Here is a 16960-nt window from a genome sequence, read left to right on the forward strand (position 1 = left end):
CCTGGCAGTGGCGGCACTGCTTGCGGCGTGAGGGCGATAGTAGATAAGCGCGGATATTCTTAAAAATACTATTTAAGAATGTTTATATAACCAGAAAGAATTTTCTGACAGGGCGTGGGGTTGCGCGTGGGTTTTCTGCTCAGTTGCTGAAATTAAGGCCTGATGGGAATCAAATGTGGGAGGGGGCTTGCTCCCGATGGCGGTGTATCAGGTTAGAAATTCTTGGCTGACCCACTGCTATCGGGGGCAAGCCCCCTCCCACATTTGAATGCATTTTCAAGTTCGAATAGCGGGCGCCCGTGACCAATCAATCTCCTGCGCCGGCATCGGCCGCCCAAACCAGTACCCCTGGCCCATATCGCATTCCTGGTCCAGCAGAAAGCGCGCTTGCTCCACCTGCTCGATCCCCTCGGCATGCACCTGCATGCCCATGCTTTTCGCCAGGGCGATCACCACGCGCACGATGGCGGCGTCGTCTTCATCCCAAGGCAGACCGGCGACAAAACCCTGGTCGATCTTGAGCTTCTGTACCGGCAGGCGTTTGAGCCGCAGTAACGAGGAGTAACCGGTGCCAAAGTCGTCGATAGCCAAGCGCAAGCCCAGTTCGCGCAGACGGTGCAGTTGCTCCAGGGCGACTTCCGGGTCGTCCATCACCGCGCTTTCGGTGACTTCCAGCTCAAGGAATGCCGGATCCAGGCCGGTCGCGTGCAGCACTTGGGCGACCTGCTCGTACAGTTCGCGCCGGGCAAACAGGCGGCTGGAGACATTGACCGCAATAAAGCTCAGCGGCGCCCCCTCGGCCAGCCACTGGCACATCTGCCGGCAAGCCTGGTCCATCACCCACGCATCAATGTCGGCAATCAGCCCGGTGCGTTCGGCAATGGGGATGAATTCACCCGGTGGCACCAGGCCGCGCTCCGGGTGCTGCCAGCGCACCAATGCTTCAACCCCCACCAATCGGCTGTCGAGCAGGTCGTGTACTGGTTGGTAATAAACGCGTAGCTCCTGCTGGTCGAGGGCGCGGCGCAGTTCGCTGGCGATTTCCACGCGATTTTGCGCGTGGGCGGTCAGCTCTTCGGTGTACAGGGCGTAGCCTTCGCGACCGGCGTTCTTGGCCTTGAACAACGCGGAGTCGGCGTTGCGCAGCAATTGCTCGGCACTCAAGGCGTCACTGGGGAACAGGCTGATGCCGATGCTGGCGCTGATAAACAGCTGGTTGCCATCAAAAATGAACGGATCCTTCATGGCGTTGAGCATGCGCTGCGCCAAGGCGGCAGCCTGCAACACCTGTGGGCAACTTTCCGCCAGCACGGCGAACTCGTCGCCGCCCAGGCGCGCCAGGGTCACCCCCGGCCCAAACAAGCCGCGCAGGCGTTCGGCGACCAGTTTGAGCAGTTGATCACCGACGTTATGGCCCAGGCTGTCGTTGATGATCTTGAAGTGGTCCAGATCCATCAACAGCAAGGCGCAGCCACGCTTGTGCACTTGCGCCGAGGCCAGGGCCTGCTCGGCGCGGTCGGTGAACAGCAGGCGGTTGGGCAGGTCGGTGAGCGGGTCGTGATGGGCCAGGTGCGCCAGTTCGTGCTCGGAGTCCTTGATGGCGCTGATATCCGAGAACACCGCGACGTAGTGGCTGACCTTGCCCTGGTCATCATGGATCACGCGGATGGTTTGCCACTGTGGATAAATTTCGCCGCTTTTGCGTCGGTTCCAGATTTCACCGCTCCATTCGCCTGTGTGTTCCAAGGCCTGGAACATTTGCTGATAGAACGTCGATGAATGGCGCCCGGACTTGAACAGGCTTGGACGATGGCCCATGACGTCTTCGCGGCGGTAGCCAGTGATCTCCATGAATGCCCGGTTGACGTGCACGATCAGCCCCTGGGTATCGGTAACCAGTACCCCTTCGCGGGTGCAATCGAATACCGCAGCGGCCTGGCGCAGGCGCTCGCGGTTTTCCTTCAGGGGTTGCTGCAACTGGTGGGCCCGGGCAAAACGCCGGCCGATCCAGTAGATGACCGCCGCGCTGAGGCTGACCCACACATAACCGCGCACCTGCATCCAGCGCCCCAGTTCCCAGGGCTCATCGATAAAGTTGATCAATAGGTAGTTGCTGAGCTGGAGCCAAACGATGGAAACGAGCAGGTATACCAACCCCGCACGTAGGGCACCTCGGTATGAAAACAGCATATTGTTAGTAATCCTTACTAGATAACCAGAATCGCCCTACAAAGGATCAGGATTATAGATGAGGAAACACCTTGTAAGTCTTATCTGAAACGGTGACTGGTTTTATCCGAAAAGGGAGTGATAATGCGGATGCTATTTTTTTCTTTATCTGAGGGCCATACAGCCTATGTGGTACAACGGTTTTCTTGATCTGTCCGCCTGGCAACTGGTGGCAGTCACTCTGTTGATGACCCACGTGACCATCATTGCGGTCACCGTCTATCTGCACCGTTATTCAGCCCACCGCTCCCTGGAGCTCAATGCTGGCCTGAAACACTTCTTCCGCTTCTGGCTGTGGCTGACCACGGCGCAGAACACTCGCGAGTGGACCGCCATCCACCGCAAGCACCACGCCAAATGTGAAACCGTCGATGACCCGCACAGCCCGGTGATCAAGGGCCTGTCCACTGTCTTGCGCAAAGGTGCCGAGCTGTACCGTGCCGAGGCGGAAAACCCCGAGACGTTGCGCATCTACGGCAAGAACTGCCCGGACGACTGGATCGAACGCAAGCTTTACACGCCCTACCCGCTGTTGGGCGTGGCAATCATGGGCGTGATCGACGTGCTGCTGTTCGGCACCATCGGTATCACCATCTGGGCGATCCAGATGATGTGGATCCCGTTCTGGGCCGCCGGCGTGATCAACGGCCTGGGCCATGCCGTGGGCTATCGCAACTTCGAATGCCGTGACGCCGCCACCAACCTGGTGCCGTGGGGCATCATCGTCGGCGGCGAAGAGCTGCATAACAACCACCACACCTACCCCAACTCGGCCAAGCTGTCGGTGAAGAAGTGGGAGTTCGACCTGGGTTGGGCCTGGATCAAGGTGTTCAGCTTCCTGCGCCTGGCCAAGGTGCAGCGCGTGGCGCCCATCGCCCACCGCGTCGAAGGCAAGGGCAACCTGGACATGGACACCGCCATGGCGATCCTCAACAACCGCTTCCAGATCATGGCCCAGTACCGCAAGTTGGTGATTGGCCCGTTGGTCAAGCAGGAGCTGGAAAAGGTCGATCATTCGGTACGCCACCAGTTCCACCGCGCCAAGCGCCTGTTGTCACGGGAAACCAGCTTGCTGGATGACCGCCACCACCTGCGCATCCAGAGCATGCTTGAGCACAGCCATGCGTTGAAGGTGATCTACGAAAAGCGCCTGGCGCTCCAGCAGATCTGGGTCAAGACCAGCTCCAATGGCCACGATATGCTGGCTGCAATCAAGGAATGGGTGCATGAGGCCGAGGCCAGCGGTATCCAATCCCTGCGCGATTTTGCCCACCAACTGAAGACGTATTCGCTGCGCCCTGCGGCGGTGTGACGGTAGTGTGGGAGGGCTCGCCCTCCCACGCACTGGGTTTTTGGCGCCATTTTCCGGGCACCGTCAATCCGTCACGATCACGGAACTTCACCGTAATTCCCCTCTCTCAAAGAACACTTCGCCATCATGGTGACCCCTTGTAGTGTCCGCTGTTCCATCCTGCGGCGCGCCCAGAGAGAGTTGTACCGATGGTTCACGAAAAGCCCTGCCTGCCCGATATGCCTACTGCCGAGCCACCGCGCCCGGCCGCGGCGGCGACCCTGTTGGCGCTGATGCATGCCCAGGGCGAAGTCGAGCGGCTGAGTGAGCGTGAGCAATTGCTCAGTTCGCTGTTGGTCAGCGTCAATGCGGTGCTGTGGGCTATCGATTGGGAAACACGCCGCGTGCTGTACGTGAGCCCGGCCTACGAACGCATATTTGGCCGCTCAGCCGGTTTGCTGCTGGCCGACCATCGGGAATGGCGTAACAGCGTCCACCCGGAAGACCTCGACTACGCCGAGCACAGCTTGGCCCGCGTGCTGGAACAAGGCGCCGTGGAAGACCGCGAGTACCGCATCATCACCGCCGACGGGCAAATCCGCTGGCTGAGTGACAAGTGCTACATCAACCAGCAGGTGGTGCCCGGTGAACCGCTGATCGTGGTCGGCATGGCCGAAGACATCACCGAAAAGAAGCTGCTCGAGCTGGAGCTGCACCGCCTCGCCACCACCGACGTGTTGACCCAAAGCAGCAACCGCCGGCACTTCTTCGAGTGCGCCAACCAGGCGTTCGACAACGCCTGCGTCCAGGGCACAGCGTTGGCGTTCCTGTTGCTGGACATCGATGACTTCAAGGACGTCAACGACACCTACGGGCACCTGGAGGGCGATCAGGTGCTGCGGCGCATCGCCGAGAGCGGTCGCGGGGTATTGCGCCGTGGCGACCTGTTCGGGCGCATTGGCGGCGAAGAGTTCGCCGCCGTGCTGCCCGGTTGTGCACCGGAGATGGCCCTGCAGGTGGCTGAACGGCTGGGCAAGGAGATCCAGGCGTTGCTGTTCAGCTATGAAGGCCGCGAGTTCAATGTGACCGTCAGCCAGGGCCTGGCCAGCCTGCGCGAGGATGATTCCACCCTCGACAGCCTGTTCGCCCGGGCGGATGCGGCGATGTATGAGGCCAAGCGCCTGGGTAAGAATCGCGTTATCGCGGGTTAGACTCGGTCAAAATGTAGGAGCGGGCTTGCTCGCGAATGCGGTGGGTCAGTCAAGCATCTCTAACCTGATACACCGCTATCGGGAGCAAGCCCCCTCCCACATTTGGATCTCATTGCCTGTTAGGTTTTGCGTACTCGCAGCAATTCCGATAACCCTACCTTGAGCAACCGCGCCGTCTTGCTGCCGGCCAATGCTTCCAGCCCTTCATGCTCGGTCAACCGCGCCATCTGCGTCGCCAGGTTCACCACCAGCGCCTCCCGCGAATACACACCGCCTTCCAGTGAGTAGGTGGCCGCGATCAATTGGCGCAACTCCAACGGCAAGCGCCAGCGGGTGCGCAACGCCGAGCCGTAGGCGGCGCCAAACGCGTCGAGGGATTCGCCGATCGCTTCGTCATCCAGGGCGCCGCCACCCTGGCGCCAGTCTTCCAGGCAACGCAACAAGGCCAAATCACCCAGGCGATGCAGGATACAGGCGCTGTAGCAGCGCTCGTGATCCAGTTCCAACATGCGCGCCAGGCGTCGGGCGTAGTCGGCGCTGTCCTGGGACAACTGCCAGTGCCGCTCGGCGTAGGCCACCAGCCCGGGGTCACCCAGCACCACGTTGTGCTTGAGCGCAAGGCCCAGGATGAAGTTCATGCTCTGCCCGGGGACCAGCTTGTTCAGGGCCGCGTGCAGCGTCTGCACCGGCGTGCCGTGATAGCCGGCGCTGTTGGCGGCGGCGATCAGCACGGCGGTGATTTGCGGGTCCATGCGCACCTGGTCTTCCAGCTGCTTGAGGTCCAGGCCCTCGGGCCCCAGGCTGCGTTGCACCGCGGCCTTCACATCGACGCGCAAGGGCGCACCATCAGAAGCTTCGCGGCGCCGCTCGAGGAATGCCGGCAACGTCATCCCCGGCGCCAGCGGGGGAATCTCGCAGTACACACTTTCGCCTTCGTTAAGCAGCAGGTCTTGCAGGCGCTGGGTCAGGCTCTCCATGTTCAGTGGGCGGGTCAAATAGGCAGTGGGCGCCAGGGGCAGGGCTTCACGCACACTGGCGCTGTCATTGCGACTGCTCAGCAGGATGAACGGTAACGCGGGGGAACGGCGCTGCTGACGCACACTGCGCAGCAGGCTCAGGCCATCGACACCCGACAGCTCCCAATCCGCCAGGACCAGGTCATAGGTTTTTTCGCGCAACAGTGTGGCGGCCTGCTGCCCATCGGCGCACACGTCCAGCCGTGCGTCACAGCGCACATTCAACAAAACTTGCTTGAGCAGGTCCCGCGACCAAGGGTCCGCTTCGGCAATCAAAACTCGGGGTACAGCGGGTAAATCAACAGCAGTCATCCAGCACGCTCCATCGGCAATCCTTGCACCTTAGACAATGGAGCCGCCTGCGTACAATGAACAGCGCCTGAATGTGCGGCAGTGGCCATAAAAAAACCCGCCGAAGCGGGTTTTTTGTGGAGCAGCGAAGTATCAGAGTTCGGAGAAGCACTCTTCAATGATCGACAAGCCCTTGTCCAACAGCTCGTCCGGCGAGGTCAGCGGCACGAGCACGCGCAACACGTTGCCGTAGGTACCGCAGGACAGCAGGATCAGGCCCTTGTCACGCGCCTTGGCTACCACGGAGGCAACGGCCGCCGCGTTGGGCTTGTGGCTGTCGCCATCTTCAAACAGCTCGACCGCGATCATCGCGCCCAGGGCACGCACTTCACCGATCACCGGGTATTTGGCCTGGATGGCCTTGAGGCCGGTTACCAGGCGCTCGCCGACGGCTTTGCAGCGGTCCAGCAGGTGCTCTTCTTCAAACACTTCCATCACGGCCAGGGCCGCGGCGCAGGCAATCGGGCTGCCGGCGTAGGTGCCGCCCAAACCGCCTGGGGCGATGGCGTCCATGTATTCGGCCTTGCCGCACACACCGGCCAGCGGGAAGCCGCCAGCGATGGATTTGGCGAAGGTGGTCAGGTCGGCGGCAACGCCCATCTGTTCCATGGCGAAGAAAGTACCGGTACGGCCGGCACCGGTTTGCACTTCGTCGGCGATCAGCAGGATGCCGTGCTTGTCGCACAGTTCGCGCAGGCGCTTCATGAAGGCTTTCGGCGCGACGTAGAAACCGCCTTCGCCCTGCACCGGCTCGATGATGATGGCGGCGATATCACGCGGCTCGGCATCGTTCTTGAAGATGCGCTCGATGCTGGCGATGGAGTCGTCAACGCTCACACCGTGCAGCTCGTTCGGGTACAGCGCACGGAACACACCGCCAGGCATCAGGCCCATGCCGGCCGAGTAAGGCACGACTTTACCGGTCAGGCCCAGGGTCATCATGGTACGGCCGTGGTAAGCACCGGTGAAGGCGATCACGCCGGCACGGCCAGTGGCGGCGCGGGCGATCTTGACGGCGTTCTCGACAGCCTCGGAACCGGTGGTGACCAGCAGGGTTTTCTTGGCGAAATCACCTGGCACCTTGGCGGCGACTTTTTCACACACTTCTACATACGGCTCGTAGGCCAGAACCTGGAAGCAGGTGTGGGTCAGCTTGTTGAGCTGCTCGGTCACGGCCGCGATGATTTTCGGGTGCACGTGGCCGGTGTTCAGCACGGCGATACCGCCAGCGAAGTCGATGAACTCGCGACCTTCAACGTCGGTCACGGTAGCGTTCTTCGCGGATTCAGCGAAGATCGGGTGAATCTGGCCAACACCGCGTGGTACGGCGGCTTCGCGGCGTTTCATCAGGGAAGCGTTGGTCTTGCTCATAAAGTCCTCATTCGCCACTCATCGGGTGGCGTGGTCCAAGGCATACGTGGCGGGGAGGCAACTACGGCAGCATGCGATGATCGACTGCCACAGCTTTCCCGGCCACTACGAATAACGATGTAAAACACGCAAAGGGACAGCGCTCTCGTGCCCTCTGCGTTTGCTGCAATCTCTTACCGGTCAGATGCCCAGGCAGAGGTATTTGATTTCCAGGTAATCCTCGATCCCGTACTTGGAACCTTCACGGCCCAGGCCCGAAGCCTTGATGCCGCCGAACGGCGCCACTTCGTTGGAGATCAACCCGGTGTTGACGCCGACCATACCGTATTCCAGGGCTTCAGCCACACGGAACACACGGCCCAGGTCACGCGCATAGAAGTACGACGCCAGGCCGAACTCGGTGTCGTTGGCCATGGCGATCACGTCGGCTTCGTCTTTGAAGCGGAACAGCGGCGCCAGCGGGCCGAAGGTTTCTTCCTTGGCGACGGCGGCGTCCTTCGGCACATCGACCAGGATGGTCGGCTCGAAGAAGTTGCCTTCCATCGCCTTGCCACCGGCCAACAGCTTCGCGCCTTTGCTCAGGGCATCGGCGATGTGTTCCTGGACCTTGGCCACGGCTTTCTCGTCGATCAGCGGGCCAGTGGTGGTGCCTTCTTCCAGACCGTTGCCGATCTTCAATTTAGTCACGGCTACCTTGAGCTTTTCAGCGAACGCGTCGTACACCGAATCCTGGATGTACAGGCGGTTGGCGCAGACGCAGGTCTGGCCGTTGTTGCGGTACTTGGAGATGATCGCGCCTTCGACGGCCTTATCCAGGTCAGCGTCGTCGAACACGATGAACGGTGCGTTACCGCCCAGCTCCAAGGAAACTTTCTTGATGTCCTTGGCGCATTCGGCCATCAACTGGCGGCCGATTTCGGTCGAACCGGTGAAGGACAATTTACGCACGATCGGGTTGCTGGTCAGCTCGCCGCCGATGTCGCCAGCGCTGCCGGTGACCACGCTGAGCACGCCTTTGGGGATACCGGCGCGGTGCGCCAGCTCAACCAGGGCCAGGGCCGAGAACGGCGTTTGCGAGGCGGGCTTGATCACCATGGTGCAACCGGCAGCCAGGGCCGGGCCGGCTTTGCGGGTGATCATGGCGGCCGGGAAGTTCCACGGGGTGATGGCTGCGGTCACGCCGATAGGCTGCTTGATCACGATCAGGCGCTTGTCGGGCTGGTGGCCGGGGATCACGTCGCCATAGATGCGCTTGGCTTCTTCGGCGAACCACTCGATGAAGGAGGCAGCGTAGACGATTTCGCCCTTGGCTTCGGCCAGCGGCTTGCCTTGTTCGAGGGTCATCAGGCGGCCGAGGTCGTCCTGGTTTTCGATCAGCAGTTCGAACCAACGGCGCAGTTTGTTGGCGCGCTCCTTGGCGGTGAGTGCACGCCAAGCTGGCAGGGCCTTGTCGGCCGCTTCGATGGCGCGGCGGGTTTCCGCGGCGCCCATCTTCGGCACGCTGCCGAGAATTTCACCCGTGGCCGGGTTGTTGACCTTGATGGTTTGACCATTATCTGCATCGACCCAAGCGCCATCGATAAAGGCTTGCTGGCGGAACAACTGGGTATCTTTGAGCTGCATGTCGGCTTTCCTTAACAGCACCGCGCGCACGCGGAGCGAATTAGAGTTGTTGAAAGGCGCCTTGTGGGCTGCCGTCAGGGAAATCAGCCCCAGCGCGCGGGAGAAATGAACGGGCGCACGGGAGACAGAGCGTTTGAAATCTCAAACGAATCCTAGGATCAATGGGGGTACAGGGCAATAGGATGTTCGAAAAAAAGAACGAATATGGCGCATCGAGTGCATCTTTCAGATCAAGCGCACAAACGACAACAGCCCCGGTGCCTTGTGGGCGCCGGGGCTGTTGGGGCTTTGCAGCTTACGGTTGGAACGACTTGAGCACGGCCAACAGGCTGGTCAAGTTGTCGGCCACGCCGCCTTGGGCGACTTTTTCGGTGGCCGCGGCGCCAGCGGTGGTATCGACGCTGTAGATCTGCATCACGCCTTGGTTGGTGGCGGCTTGGGCCAGGGTGTTTTGTTGCTGTTGGGCCGAGACCGAGTTCTGGAACAGGATCGCCGTGGCCTGGCCCATGGATTGGTAGATCGTGCTCATGGCCATCGCGGGCGATTCGGCAACGACCTTGACGTTGGTCTGGGTGACGGCATCGGTGATTTGCGGGCTGACTGTGCTCATGGTTGAAACTCCTGGTGTGAGAAAGAACAACATCCGTTATGGCTTGGTGCTTAAGGCTGGAAAGACTTGAGCACGGTCAACAGGCTGGTGAGGTTATCCGACACGCCGCCTTGGGCGACTTTTTCGGTGGCTGCCGCACCGGCGGTGGTATCGACGCTGTAGATCTGCATCACGCCCTGGTTGGTGGCCGCCTGGGCCAGGGTGTTTTGCTGCTGCTGGGCCGACACAGCGTTCTGGAACAGAATCGCCGTGGCCTGCGCCATGGATTGATAGATAGTGCTCATCGCCATCGCTGGCGATTCGGCCACCACTTTGACGTTGGTCTGGGTGACCGCGTCGGTGATTTGCTCGTTAACAAATGCCATGATCAATTTCCTTATTTAGTACACGGTGCATTCCGTGTTCATGAATGAACGTTGCCAAACAAGCGCTGTGAAACCTGGAGGTTCAAGGTTTCGCAGCCGGGCCCAACGCCGCCTCAATCTGCGTGATCAAGCCTTGGATCAGCGCCTGCACTTCCTTGCGTTGCGCGTCCTTGTCCGGGGCCGCGCCGTCCAACACTTGGCGTAGCGCCGCCTCACGCTGCTCGGCGGCCGCCTTGAGCGCTTGCTCATTGGCCTTGGACTGCTGAAGCACCTGGGTGGCGCGCTTGAGGGTTTCGTCGACGATGGCCTGGGGCGTTCCAGCAAAGACCTGCGGGTTGCGCAGCATCGCTTCGAGCCGTTGGCGATCATCGCTGGAGAGCACTGAGGGTGTGGATGGGTGAGCCATGGCGGCCTCCTTGGGTACTACGTTGCCGGCTGAAGGGCCGCTAAAGCCGCACCTCGACGTTGTCTTGCCAGAAGCCCGAGAAGTAGAAGTACGCCGAGGCATCACAAAATGTCGCCAACTCCGCAGGGGTAATGGCACTGGGTTGATTGCCGAAAATCGCCGGCGGTGGCGGCAGCAAGTTGGCCGAGTTATAGAGGTTGCCCACTTCATAGCAGTTGGCCGCGAACTGGGAACAGAACGAGCCGCTGCCAATCGCCACCGACTCGTTGATGCGCTCGACCAGACTGGTGTTGGACGTCCAGCGCCGGAACGCAGAAATCATCGCGTTCCACACGCTGTAACGGCCACGGATATCGCCGCTGATTTTGTCGAAATAGAACTGCTTGGCCGCCAGGGCTGCCGCTTCGCCCAACTCACTGCTCACGCAGGAGAAGACCATCGCAGAGCGTGGCGGCTTTTCAATGCTGAGGTCGGTCAGCGACAGCCCCTCACCCACGCTTTCAATCACCAGGGTGTCGCTCACTGCAATCGCCGGATGAACCACATTCAAGTACGTCGTGTCTTGGGAAAACACCTTGGCCTTGACCAACTGGCCCGCACGGATGAACGCGCGCGTGGCGCTGTCGTCTTCTTGCTTCACCGAAAAAATAATATCTCCAGGCTGCATGATGTCGCTCCTCACTCAAGAAAAGTTGCTTTCAAGTTGCTGTTGCACCGTTCCAGCAGAACGCTGGAACGCTGTGCTCGGTTCAGGCCGCTGGCGCGGCCCGGTTGGCCAAGGTGTCGGCGTACTTGGCGATGCTCTGGTCGATCTTGTCGATGGCCACGCTGGCGGCCTCGGCTTCCATGGCACCGGCGGCGGCGGCCACGGCGGCAGCGGCGCCCACCAGCAAGTCGGTGGCCAACGCGCCCAAGGCGTCTTCGGCAGCGGCCGGCAAGTTGTCCTTGACGATGTTCTCGGTCATTTGCTGGAGCAGCACGGCCTGGGCCGCCAGGGCGATCTTGCTGACCCCGTCGAAATACCCCGCCGCCGCCTGCGCCACCAGGCCGGCCGCCTGGCTGATCATCATGTCGGCCGGCACCGCGATCTGCGCCGGCGCATAGGCAAAGTTCTGCGAATTAGTGAACTGCACCGCCTGCACGATCTGGCTGTTGAGCGCCGCCGTACTGTCGGATGACGGCGCACTCACCTGGTTGAGCAGGTGCTCGTTCATGCGCGCCATGATCGAACGCGAGGCCGATGCGGCGGGCGCCGGCGCCGGTGCGTCGGTGGCGGGTGTTTCGGGCGGAGCGGCGGGTTTCTTGCGGCTGAACCACGACATAATCGATCTCCCGAGGGCTCAGCCCTTCTCGCCAATCTGCATGATCAGCGCCACGGCCTTGGAGATCACCGCGTTGGAAATCTGGTTCATCGCCTGCTGGCTGTTGACCGCGTTCTGCAACGACAGGCCCGCCGCGCTGCTGGCCACTTGGTACAGCGACGCGATGGCCTGGGCCGGCGCCTCTGCCACCACCTTGACGTTGGTTTGGGTGACCGCGTCGGTGATCTGGCTGTTGACCTCTGTCATACATCTCTCCTTGATGGCATTCACCCAGGATTGGGCGTGGATAGTGGCGCCAGGACGCGCTCATACAACTAGAACGCCCCGCGCCGGCGTGTGTGAATCCGATTCAGCGCAAGGCACTGCGCAGCAGTTGCACACGCTTGCGCACCAGCGGCAGCTTGACCTGCAGCTCGGCGGCAATTTGCGGATACGGCAGGTCATCGACAAAGCGCATCTCAAACAAGCGCTGCTGCACCGCCGGCAACCGCGCCACCAGCGCCTCGACCTGCTCCAGGCGCTCGTAACACTCCACCCGCTCCAGCACCGAAGCGCACGGCGCGGCGAGTGCAGCCAGGTGATCGTGTTCAAGATCCACCGAATCATCGAACAGCCGCCCCTCGCGCTTGCTACGCCGCAAGCTGTCGAGAAACACATGGTCGAGCACCAGAAACAAAAAACCCTGAGGGTCACGAATACGCTCCGGCGAACGCCGAAAGAACAGCAGGGCCTTGATCGCCGTGGCCGACAACCATTCCTGGCCCTGATCCAGATTGCCCTTGGCGCGCCGCAACGCACGCCGCTTGAGCTCGCCCTGCACGGCACGCCAACTCGCTTCGAACAAACGGTCATCGGCGGCCCATTGATCCTTGAACTGAACAGTCATCCCCATCGCCAGCACTCCTGTGCATCCTTGATGAAGGGCCAGTCTGCGAGGGCGGAACAGGGGCGCGCTGTTACCTGGGGAACAGGGCCACGACTAATTCAAGGCAAACGCCTTGCGCCGTAAATGCTCGAGATCGTTGATCACCATGCGCTCCAGGTTGCCGCTGATCAGCCCACTGCGGCGCCACAATTGCAGCTGCACATTGAGCTTGGGGCGACTGGTGTTAAGCATCGACGCCAACACCCCCTGACTGGCAGGCAACGACACGCTGGGCATGGCCAGCGCCAGGTCGATCTCGCCCAGATTGGCCAACAGAAACCGCGCCAGGCGCGACTCCAGCCGATGCAGGCACACCAACTCCAACAACTCGATGGCATGCAGCAAACGCAGCATCATCAGCATCAACAAACGCCGCAGAAACACCGGCTCCTCAAACAGCACACCAAAATGCCGACTACCCAGCTGCAACAGCCGCGTGGGGCCACTGGCAAAGGTGGAAGACTCGCGCCCATGATCCTTGATCAACGCCGTCTCCCCCACCACCTGCCCGGCCCCGGTACTGCCGATGATCTGCTCCCGGCCATCGGGCCCATGCACCATCGAATAAATCCGGCCTTCGACTACCAATGCAATGAATTCGAGGCTGTCGTCCTTGAAATACAGCAGCTCACGATCATCCAGCGTGCGCTCCACCATATGGGTGGCAACGTAGCGCAAGAGGTGCTCCGGCATACCTCGAAACAAATCGGAGCGAGCCAGCAGGGTTTGTCTCAACGGGAGATCGAGCATCACGGTTCCTTTGGAATGCATGCGTTCACCTGGGGAATTGCGGCGTGGAAGCGGTTTAAAGCCACAAGAGCAAAGCAAACAAAGGGACGCGCGGCGCGGGGAGTTGTGAATGAGGGTGGCGACTGGCCATTTTTTACGCGGAAACGCCCGACAGTTAATGGCTAAAACGCTGGAATGGACGCATCAGGTCGACATGGGTATGATGGCGCCCGCACAAGCATCCGTAGCTCAGCTGGATAGAGTACTGCCCTCCGAAGGCAGGGGTCGTGGGTTCGAATCCCGCCGGGTGCACCAGATATGAATGAAAAAGCCCCAGGTCGAGAGATCTGGGGCTTTTTTGGTTTTTGGGGGTGGGGGGCACGGTGTTGAGTTGTGTCGGGATTGTAAGGGGGCGGTATTGGAGGGAGTTGAGCGGGTTTTCGGTTTCGGCTGTTCGGGATTTCCGTCCCTTTTTTCGATGTGAAAATAAATCTGTCCCCTTTTTCCCTGACACCAAAGTTGAGACGCTCACGATTGATGCAATCAAAGCAGAGCTTGATTTCATTGACCTCCAACTCAAAAGAAAGAACGGATAATGAAGAAGCGGAAGCCTAAGCAGCCTCCGCTTCGCTAGATCTTATCCTGACAAAACAAAGATTCAGACCTTATCGGCCTCTCATTTGTGACGGCCTTGAGCTTATGACCGCGTTCGGCCCATAGCAGTCGTTGGCACTTTGTAAGTGCTAGTGGAATGTAAAAGGCGAACTATAGAAACGCCTATTAAGTAACTATGCCTGATAATTTTTACCGAAATAGGGCAGTAATACGTCGCGACAATTCTTGGCATCAGAACTATGAGGCTCCGCTTGCAACCAAAAATTGACCTTCCCTAAAATAGAATCCAGGTAAAACGGATCTTTGATTTTTTCTTGTGATACATGAGAGAGAAAGCCATATCGTTCGATATAATGTACCGCCTGCTTTATGGAGCGCCGGAGCTCTCTAGTAATTCTGAGCGCATCGGCAGCGACTGATAGCCCCGTGACAATTTTCTTGTTTTTATTTATCATTAATTTAGTTTTGGTAGCATTCACTACAAGCCCGTAATCATTCACAATAGATTCTATAAGTGCGGGCATCTTGTTCGAAATGTAGCCACCTGAAAAGGTCATATCATCAGCGTAACGGGTATATTTCAAGTTACTCTTGGATGCTAATTTGGTAAGTCGTTCGTCCAACCCATGCAGCAGAACATTCGTAAGGTAGGGGCTTGTAGACGCGCCCTGGACCAAGCAGCCATTGTTGCAACATAAAGACGCCAATGCGTATGACACGCCGTGCGAATAGCCAAGCCCTGAGAAAAGATTTACTACCCAACCAATTCCTATTGATGGAAAAAAGTCCTTTAGATCCATCTTCAGCAAAACTTTGCAGTTAAGATGAGGGCTTGCGTTAGTGAAAATTGATCGTTTAGGAATGTAGCCGTGAGCGTTATTATGAACGGCGCAGTTGAGAAGAATATTTTGATAAATCCAATCTTGGCAATGAAGAAGACTGGGATAGGGGGCATGTATGGTACGATTACCACCTGCTCTTTTCTTAATAATGAACTCCCTATAAAATTTAGGAGTTCCGTTTATCATTGCCTGGATAGTTAAATACTCTATCCCAAGCAAAAGGGACAAGTGCTCAACTTCAAAAATGATTGGAGAGTTAGATACTGTAAGTAACTTTATCTGATCAAGGTATTGATCTATTGTCTTTTGAGGGATTCCGCGACTTAAAAAAAAGCGCTTCCATTCATTTATTTTTTTCATAAAAAGCCCACAGATGGCTACCTTCTAGACTTGCGCTCTAAACCGCGAGGCGTACGGAAGTGGGCGAAGCCCGCTTTTGTGCGCCTTGCGGTTTGCGGAAACGCGAAGCGTTGTAGCATTGCAGCCACTGGTATGCTTCACCGCCAGTGGTTGCAATATCGGTTATCGGACACCTTAACCTAGGGAGCGACTGCACTCCAACGTACTAGCCTCTGTGGGCAAAGGTGAGAATACAGAAATACGAACAAAAAAACAAATTCGATTTGCCCTAGGCCATTAATCTAGTAGATAGATGTTAGGCACATAGAAGTCGCCAAGTAGAATTTTGCGACCTTTCATATCACTCGGAACCTGTCGCCAGCTTTTTCGGCCTGATAACACCCTTCCCGAACCGGCTAAAAAAACTGCTCTTCCTTCCGGACTTAAGTGAATAAGAGAGTCGCGCTCAATTATCAATTTCTTTGCAGCTAGAGCGCTGAACACCTTGAAAAATATTTCACCAGAGAGCTTGCTGCGCTTTAATATCGTATATGGCTGCAACCCGGATAATGACTCATGCAACACTTTCATTATCACAAAATCCGCACGAAGCATACTGGGCGTAGTGTACTTAATCATGCATCCCTCATAGCTCTATGAAGCATGGTTTTTCGTTTTTTATTGTCAATATAAAATGGCCACCAAAAAATAGGAAATACGCTATTAGGAGTGTTCGCGGCTTCTCGACAATAAGCGGCCTGAGCGCCGTTGTAACCAAGCTTTGGTAGCTCTATGCCTTCATAATCTTGGGACAAACCTGATTCTAAATCTTCCATTAAGGATCGGTACTGAGCTGCAATCTCCTCCGGAAAAAATTCATCAATGGCTTTTTTAATTGTGAGTTGAGCAGAGATTTCGATCCCAGCGGCTCTAACTGCCTCAAAACCGTGAAGAGTTGAAACTAATACTTTGAATGCAATTGAAAAATCGGTCACACCTGCATTAGTGAAAACACTTGTGAGTGCTTTATGGCGCCCTATAACTGTCTTACCTGAACCAACAAAATCATCAATAACGTAGATTGTTTTGCGCCCTGTGCGGTTGAAAATTTTTAGAGCTGCGCCAAAAGTATTAACCCCGCAAAAGCTGTGCCACCCCCTTTTTGTAAAGATATACTTTAAATTGTATAAAAGCTCTTGCGAGCTGTCTGGGCCAGAGTCAGCTGCCATTGCTACTATTTGGGCGTTATCCTCGTAACCTGCTTCGGACATAACCTCCTCAGCTAATAAGTTTAATTTCTCGCTATACTCTTGGGCTGATAGGTAGGAGAAGTTATCAAGGATTTTTATTAGCATCTCGCGGGAATTGGCGCATTTGCACTCCTCATATAGCACATGGCTCAGCTCGGAGGTTTTTTCTCCAATCCAAGGCTGGCGAGCAATGAGGTTTAATATTGTATTGAAGTTTTCTTTTGTATCCATGGGGTCGTGCCTGTTGAGCTTCAAGCCTATAGGCCGAAATTTTGCACGTTTCCATGCAGGCTGATGGAATATAGACGGGTGGCAGCGTGCTATCAAGGCCAATGAGTTCAAAGTCTATTTCGCTACGATATCCGAGCTCAGCACGAGCGCGTACCGTGTAGCCGCTCTAAGTCGTCGGAGCCATTCGCGAACGGTAGCGTCTGGACGATTCCAACCAGTCACCAACGCCAGCAG

The 16960-nt window shown here is 57.8% G+C and carries 17 protein-coding genes and 1 tRNA gene; 3 read left to right on the forward strand and 15 right to left on the reverse strand.

Features of this window, described 5'->3' with window-relative positions; all coding sequences use genetic code 11:
• Positions 1-276 precede the first annotated feature (276 nt).
• On the reverse strand, positions 277-2190 hold the full coding sequence (gene dibA, locus FRT59_RS16340; protein ID WP_153871682.1) for a phosphodiesterase DibA: 1914 nt from the start codon (positions 2188-2190) through the stop codon (positions 277-279).
• A gap of 166 nt (positions 2191-2356) precedes the next feature.
• Here dibA and desA point away from each other — a divergent pair, with 166 nt between their 5' ends.
• Positions 2357-3541, forward strand: coding sequence for a delta-9 fatty acid desaturase DesA (desA, locus tag FRT59_RS16345; protein WP_034117174.1), 1185 nt, complete (start codon positions 2357-2359; stop codon positions 3539-3541).
• Between the two features lie 188 nt (positions 3542-3729).
• Positions 3730-4731, forward strand: coding sequence for a GGDEF domain-containing protein (locus FRT59_RS16350; protein ID WP_153871683.1), 1002 nt, complete (start codon positions 3730-3732; stop codon positions 4729-4731).
• Between the two features lie 119 nt (positions 4732-4850).
• Here FRT59_RS16350 and FRT59_RS16355 read toward each other — a convergent pair whose 3' ends face one another.
• The 11 genes from FRT59_RS16355 to FRT59_RS16405 all read right to left on the reverse strand — a co-directional run bounded on the left by FRT59_RS16355 (position 4851) and on the right by FRT59_RS16405 (position 13491).
• The gene (locus tag FRT59_RS16355; protein ID WP_034116794.1) at positions 4851-6059 is read right to left on the reverse strand and encodes an HDOD domain-containing protein; all 1209 of its coding nucleotides are present in this window, start codon (positions 6057-6059) and stop codon (positions 4851-4853) included.
• Positions 6060-6191: 132 nt separating this feature from the next.
• Positions 6192-7469: a 4-aminobutyrate--2-oxoglutarate transaminase gene (gene gabT / locus FRT59_RS16360; RefSeq protein WP_153871684.1), complete on the reverse strand. Its 1278-nt coding sequence runs from the start codon at positions 7467-7469 to the stop codon at positions 6192-6194.
• 180 nt (positions 7470-7649) lie between these two features.
• On the reverse strand, positions 7650-9092 hold the full coding sequence (gabD, locus tag FRT59_RS16365; protein WP_153838574.1) for an NADP-dependent succinate-semialdehyde dehydrogenase: 1443 nt from the start codon (positions 9090-9092) through the stop codon (positions 7650-7652).
• Positions 9093-9387: 295 nt separating this feature from the next.
• The gene (locus FRT59_RS16370) at positions 9388-9702 is read right to left on the reverse strand and encodes a RebB family R body protein (RefSeq protein ID WP_003187551.1); all 315 of its coding nucleotides are present in this window, start codon (positions 9700-9702) and stop codon (positions 9388-9390) included.
• Between the two features lie 50 nt (positions 9703-9752).
• The gene (locus FRT59_RS16375) at positions 9753-10067 is read right to left on the reverse strand and encodes a RebB family R body protein (RefSeq protein ID WP_005783676.1); all 315 of its coding nucleotides are present in this window, start codon (positions 10065-10067) and stop codon (positions 9753-9755) included.
• A gap of 82 nt (positions 10068-10149) precedes the next feature.
• Positions 10150-10473 carry a hypothetical protein gene (locus tag FRT59_RS16380; RefSeq protein ID WP_153871685.1) on the reverse strand — a complete coding sequence of 108 codons (324 nt, stop codon included), beginning with the start codon at positions 10471-10473 and terminating at the stop codon, positions 10150-10152.
• Between the two features lie 40 nt (positions 10474-10513).
• The gene (locus FRT59_RS16385) at positions 10514-11140 is read right to left on the reverse strand and encodes a hypothetical protein (protein WP_153871686.1); all 627 of its coding nucleotides are present in this window, start codon (positions 11138-11140) and stop codon (positions 10514-10516) included.
• An 82-nt stretch (positions 11141-11222) separates the two neighbouring features.
• Positions 11223-11795, reverse strand: coding sequence for a hypothetical protein (locus FRT59_RS16390; RefSeq protein ID WP_153871687.1), 573 nt, complete (start codon positions 11793-11795; stop codon positions 11223-11225).
• 18 nt (positions 11796-11813) lie between these two features.
• Positions 11814-12041 carry a RebB family R body protein gene (locus FRT59_RS16395; protein ID WP_003187543.1) on the reverse strand — a complete coding sequence of 76 codons (228 nt, stop codon included), beginning with the start codon at positions 12039-12041 and terminating at the stop codon, positions 11814-11816.
• A 103-nt stretch (positions 12042-12144) separates the two neighbouring features.
• Positions 12145-12687 carry an RNA polymerase sigma factor gene (locus FRT59_RS16400; protein ID WP_052224514.1) on the reverse strand — a complete coding sequence of 181 codons (543 nt, stop codon included), beginning with the start codon at positions 12685-12687 and terminating at the stop codon, positions 12145-12147.
• Positions 12688-12774: 87 nt separating this feature from the next.
• Positions 12775-13491: a Crp/Fnr family transcriptional regulator gene (locus FRT59_RS16405; RefSeq protein WP_153871688.1), complete on the reverse strand. Its 717-nt coding sequence runs from the start codon at positions 13489-13491 to the stop codon at positions 12775-12777.
• Between the two features lie 196 nt (positions 13492-13687).
• Between FRT59_RS16405 and FRT59_RS16410 the strand changes: the two genes are divergently transcribed.
• Positions 13688-13764, forward strand: a tRNA-Arg gene (locus tag FRT59_RS16410).
• Positions 13765-14237: 473 nt separating this feature from the next.
• Here the strand turns inward: FRT59_RS16410 and FRT59_RS16415 are convergent.
• From FRT59_RS16415 to FRT59_RS16425, 3 genes are all read right to left on the reverse strand, one after another.
• On the reverse strand, positions 14238-15266 hold the full coding sequence (locus tag FRT59_RS16415; protein WP_153871689.1) for a reverse transcriptase family protein: 1029 nt from the start codon (positions 15264-15266) through the stop codon (positions 14238-14240).
• A 276-nt stretch (positions 15267-15542) separates the two neighbouring features.
• On the reverse strand, positions 15543-15884 hold the full coding sequence (locus FRT59_RS16420; protein WP_153871690.1) for a hypothetical protein: 342 nt from the start codon (positions 15882-15884) through the stop codon (positions 15543-15545).
• Complete coding sequence (locus FRT59_RS16425) at positions 15881-16726, reverse strand: phosphoribosyltransferase-like protein (RefSeq protein ID WP_153871691.1); 846 nt, start codon at positions 16724-16726, stop codon at positions 15881-15883. Before FRT59_RS16425 ends, FRT59_RS16420 begins: the two co-directional genes overlap by 4 nt.
• Between the last annotated feature and the right edge of the window lie 234 nt (positions 16727-16960).

This window comes from Pseudomonas haemolytica, assembly GCF_009659625.1.
Classification (GTDB): domain Bacteria; phylum Pseudomonadota; class Gammaproteobacteria; order Pseudomonadales; family Pseudomonadaceae; genus Aquipseudomonas; species Aquipseudomonas haemolytica.

Excerpts from the sequence above, each read along its gene's own strand:
- dibA (WP_153871682.1), bottom strand. The coding sequence starts at position 2,190 with ATGCTGTTTTCATACCGAGGTGCCCTACGTGCGGGGTTGGTATACCTG.
- desA (WP_034117174.1), top strand. The coding sequence starts at position 2,357 with ATGTGGTACAACGGTTTTCTTGATCTGTCCGCCTGGCAACTGGTGGCA.
- FRT59_RS16350 (WP_153871683.1), top strand. The coding sequence starts at position 3,730 with ATGGTTCACGAAAAGCCCTGCCTGCCCGATATGCCTACTGCCGAGCCA.
- FRT59_RS16355 (WP_034116794.1), bottom strand. The coding sequence starts at position 6,059 with ATGACTGCTGTTGATTTACCCGCTGTACCCCGAGTTTTGATTGCCGAA.
- gabT (WP_153871684.1), bottom strand. The coding sequence starts at position 7,469 with ATGAGCAAGACCAACGCTTCCCTGATGAAACGCCGCGAAGCCGCCGTA.
- gabD (WP_153838574.1), bottom strand. The coding sequence starts at position 9,092 with ATGCAGCTCAAAGATACCCAGTTGTTCCGCCAGCAAGCCTTTATCGAT.
- FRT59_RS16370 (WP_003187551.1), bottom strand. The coding sequence starts at position 9,702 with ATGAGCACAGTCAGCCCGCAAATCACCGATGCCGTCACCCAGACCAAC.
- FRT59_RS16375 (WP_005783676.1), bottom strand. The coding sequence starts at position 10,067 with ATGGCATTTGTTAACGAGCAAATCACCGACGCGGTCACCCAGACCAAC.
- FRT59_RS16380 (WP_153871685.1), bottom strand. The coding sequence starts at position 10,473 with ATGGCTCACCCATCCACACCCTCAGTGCTCTCCAGCGATGATCGCCAA.
- FRT59_RS16385 (WP_153871686.1), bottom strand. The coding sequence starts at position 11,140 with ATGCAGCCTGGAGATATTATTTTTTCGGTGAAGCAAGAAGACGACAGC.
- FRT59_RS16390 (WP_153871687.1), bottom strand. The coding sequence starts at position 11,795 with ATGTCGTGGTTCAGCCGCAAGAAACCCGCCGCTCCGCCCGAAACACCC.
- FRT59_RS16395 (WP_003187543.1), bottom strand. The coding sequence starts at position 12,041 with ATGACAGAGGTCAACAGCCAGATCACCGACGCGGTCACCCAAACCAAC.
- FRT59_RS16400 (WP_052224514.1), bottom strand. The coding sequence starts at position 12,687 with ATGGGGATGACTGTTCAGTTCAAGGATCAATGGGCCGCCGATGACCGT.
- FRT59_RS16405 (WP_153871688.1), bottom strand. The coding sequence starts at position 13,491 with ATGCATTCCAAAGGAACCGTGATGCTCGATCTCCCGTTGAGACAAACC.
- FRT59_RS16415 (WP_153871689.1), bottom strand. The coding sequence starts at position 15,266 with ATGAAAAAAATAAATGAATGGAAGCGCTTTTTTTTAAGTCGCGGAATC.
- FRT59_RS16420 (WP_153871690.1), bottom strand. The coding sequence starts at position 15,884 with ATGATTAAGTACACTACGCCCAGTATGCTTCGTGCGGATTTTGTGATA.
- FRT59_RS16425 (WP_153871691.1), bottom strand. The coding sequence starts at position 16,726 with ATGGATACAAAAGAAAACTTCAATACAATATTAAACCTCATTGCTCGC.